4 protein-coding genes are annotated in these 3,688 nt (G+C 34.7%); all 4 read left to right on the top strand.

The features are described from left to right. Positions 1-920 precede the first annotated feature (920 nt). The 4 genes from F6K22_RS35505 to F6K22_RS35490 all read left to right on the top strand — a co-directional run bounded on the left by F6K22_RS35505 (position 921) and on the right by F6K22_RS35490 (position 3,350). Positions 921-1,313, top strand: a complete 393-nt coding sequence (locus F6K22_RS35505) for a hypothetical protein (RefSeq protein WP_293109255.1) — start codon at positions 921-923, stop codon at positions 1,311-1,313. 578 nt (positions 1,314-1,891) lie between these two features. After that, positions 1,892-2,134 (top strand): hypothetical protein, encoded by a 243-nt coding sequence (locus tag F6K22_RS35500; protein ID WP_293109253.1) that lies wholly within the window; start codon positions 1,892-1,894, stop codon positions 2,132-2,134. A gap of 79 nt (positions 2,135-2,213) precedes the next feature. Next, the gene (locus F6K22_RS35495; RefSeq protein WP_293109251.1) at positions 2,214-2,432 is read left to right on the top strand and encodes an NfeD family protein; all 219 of its coding nucleotides are present in this window, start codon (positions 2,214-2,216) and stop codon (positions 2,430-2,432) included. Between the two features lie 312 nt (positions 2,433-2,744). Next, on the top strand, positions 2,745-3,350 hold the full coding sequence (locus tag F6K22_RS35490) for a hypothetical protein (protein WP_293109249.1): 606 nt from the start codon (positions 2,745-2,747) through the stop codon (positions 3,348-3,350). The last annotated feature ends 338 nt before the right edge of the window (positions 3,351-3,688 follow it).

Raw genomic sequence — 3,688 nt, 5'->3', positions numbered from 1 at the left:
TCTCCCCATCTCCCAATCTCCCCATCTCCCCATCTCCCTATCTCCCCATCTCCCTATCTCCGCGTCTCCCCATCTCCCTATCTCCGCGTCTCCCCATCTCTAAATAGATCCCAAATGGCTTCTATAGAACCCTTGAAGGTATCTCTGCGGGGGATTAAATTTTTGAGACACAGAGTCCAGAGTGGGAATTAGGCAATACGAGAAAAATATTGAAAAATACTCCAATACACCCCATCTCCCTATCTCCCCATCTCCCCATCTCCCCCCTCTCTTTTTAAATAGCTCTCAAATGGGTTCTATATATCTATTTGTCATTCAATAATTTAATTATGCAAATTAGCTAATAGTATTTTTCACAAATTGGCCAGAAAATTCTGAAGTAACTGGTAGTCACAAAACTAGGGCAATCTTCACTTGCTTTATGGAACTGAAATTTAGAGTTAAGTGAGGAGTAAGTTATAATGGAGGTTACTATGCCAAACACGAGCTATGCAGATTACCTTCTAAGTAAGATTTTCATTGCAGAATTTTCATTAAAGCAACTTTTGTTATACCTTTTTTTAGGCTCGGGAATCTTTATCGAAACTTGTTACTTTACTGATTCTCAAAACTTGAAATTTTTGTTTGTCTGAATAAAACAGTAAAAAGCGTAATAGCTTGATGAACTAAGACTAAAAGTCTGTTTGTGAACGAAATATGAATATAGCAGAGGTCTAGTAATCATCTAGGGTTTCTACATTTTAAAATTATTGGAATATGCTCAAAAGTCGCGTTTCAATTAAACTCGTTTTGAGCATTCAATTTTTGTTCCATAAACAGACTCTAAAATTGATTACATATTAAGAGGATACTGCATAGGTCATCAAATCTTTGTAGTCAAAAGTCTGTGCAAGTCCCTATCTCAAAACTGAAGTAAAAGAATGAACAAACAGAAACCAAAAGATTGTTTTACAACTTTAAACCCTGAATTGGAAAAACTCATTTATGAGTATGCTTGGCTAGCTTCTTTACCAGAATTGAATCAGCAACAAGCAGAACTATTAGGTGAAATACTTGAGCAAGCTAGTCAGAGCGAAATAATAGCTTTTTGGATTGCTGAAATAGATCATATTCTGGGTCATCCTTTAGGTTTATTAAAGCCACAAGACCGCCATTCCTATGAAGACCAGAAAGCACGATTAAGAGAGCATTTTGTTGAAGACCAGAAAGCATGGTTAAAAGAGCATTTTGTGATAGAAGCAAAATGCTTACCTACTGATGAATTGACTCATCAAGACCTTAAAGATGAGTTTCCTACTCGCAAAGGATACTAATCCTGATTCATCAAACATAGTCATTAGAGGTTGAATGTATCAGGAAATATAAAAAAAGAAGATAGGGAACAGGGAACAGGGAACAGGGAACAGGGAATAGGGAATAGGCAAAAAAACAATTATTTGTTATCAAGAAATGCACTCTTATCTGATTGACTATGAATAGTCATACCTCCTCCCTATGTAGAGTTATTTTAATCCCTTACCTTATTCAAGCTTTAAGATTGAGTTGTGAAACTTTTTTCTTAATAGTTATTTTACAAACAGTCTCTTAAAACTGTTTTACCTTTTTCCCAAAAGCTGGTAGAGAGAAATCCTGAATAGGTGAATTATTTCCTATTCATATTTCTCTCATTTTTTTAGATATAGTCCTGCGCGCTACTATATTTCAAATTGAAGGAATTAGAGCAGTTGGCAACTTGATGAGGTATGAAATTATCTGGGAGTAGGAAACAGTCGTTAATTTAAAGCTTTCTCTATTGCCAGTCCAAAGCTTTATTTTCCAAGAAAGTCACAAAAATATGGAAGTTTCACTAATATTTGAAGACTAATTTAGCAATCTATTTAGGAGTTTTTTTATGTCTTGTCCCCTTAATTCAATTGGTCAACCATCTTGTCACATAACTGCACATCCAGATTATCCTATGCAAAAATTTTGTGCCACCTGTAAACAAAGATTTCCAGAACAGAAATCTTTAGGAATTGTGCAGATTGCTATAATATTTTTTCTGGTAATTTTATCTTTTAGCTTCCTTCAGCAAAGACTGCTGAATAAAACAAATTCAAATGTTGAACCTATTCATCAAAAAGTCTCTCTCTGATAAGTTCTTTAAGTAGCTTAACGCAAGAATAAGTATAACCAAATATTGTTTGTTTATGAATTACTAAGGAGACATACTAATGAATTTATTTACTACTAATACAAAAGAAATATTTCCTCAACCAATGCCAGGAATAGTTGAAGAAGCGATCGCGACAAATAAACCAGGACGAGTTAACTTTAAAACTACATACTGGCCTGCTATTCTATTTGAAGAAAACAGTATTTCGCTTGCTCCTGGTCAAGAGATTACTGTTGTTGGTCGCATAGGAATTACTTTATTAATCAGTCCTTTGTGATTAAATTGTATTTTTTCGATATAGCGCTATAAAAAGGTGTTATTGATAAAATTTAAATCCTTTACAGCTAATAGTTTTGACTTGAGCTAATAGCTGATAGCTGAATTCTTAATATCAAATCTGTTGGCTATGGTTCCCTAGAAATCAGAGTAATATAATTCCGTCGATCGTGATACAATGCGTAGGGGCAAATGGCTATTCGCCCCTAGAATTATAGACTCTTATCTTTAAAATTCTGAATAACACCGATGCTACCGGATTTGATCTAAAGCTATAAAAGTTAGCCAATATGTCAATATCACCCATTTAAAAATGTTTACTGGAATTATTCAACAAACAGGAAAAATTTATCAAATTAACTCAGAAGGTTCGGGATGTGAATTAATTCTTGATGTTTCTCCCGATTTATATGCTCAAGTGGAAATTAAGTCTAATATTACTGTTAATGGCAGGGCGTTAACAATTTTAGGTAAAGAGACATTAGGAGAGTTTTATCTACTCAAGTTTTATCTAGCTTCGACAAAAGTTGCTGCACAATATGAAGGGCAAAAAAAGTTGAATTTAGAAAGGTCTATTCGTTTGGGAGAAGAAATTTCTGGTCCTTTATTTTATGGCTTACCTTCTGGATATTGTCAGTTAATTTATAGAGAAAATTTGTTAGGAGGTGGAATAAAAATTGAGGTTAATTGGGAGAGTGAATTTTTTCAGTACCTTGATATTAAAGACCAGGTTTGTTTGGATGGAGTATTGTTAATAATTAAGGATATGGTAAAATCGTCTCTGTTGTTTGATATTTACCCAGAAACTATTAATTTGACTAATTTAGCAGAAAAGGAAATTGGGGAATATTTTGCTATTGAAATTGACCCAATGGTGAAAAAAATAGCGCAAATTTTGGCTAAAAAAACACTGTCGTAATCTGAGTAATTTTTATTATTTAAAAGGTGGAAAAGAACATGATTGTCATTGCGAGGCGCTAATCAAATAGTTAACCTTCTCGAAAAAGTGTTAACTCAGCCGAAGCAATCTCATGGTTTGATGATGAGGTCAGAGATTGCCACGGGGGGTTTGAACGGTTGGGTAAACTAAAATAATTGCTTTTCCCACCCCCCTCGCAATGACGTGGTAGGTTAACTTGTCATTGCCAGGCGGTAATTAAATAGTTAACCTTCTCGAAAAAGTGTTAACTCAGCCGAAGCAATCTCATGGTTTGATGATGAGGTCAGAGATTGCCACGGGGGGTTTGAACGGTTGGG

The organism is Okeania sp. SIO2F4 (genome assembly GCF_010672385.1).
Taxonomy (GTDB): Bacteria; Cyanobacteriota; Cyanobacteriia; order Cyanobacteriales; family Microcoleaceae; genus Trichodesmium.
This window is presented reverse-complemented; position numbering and strand designations above follow the sequence as displayed.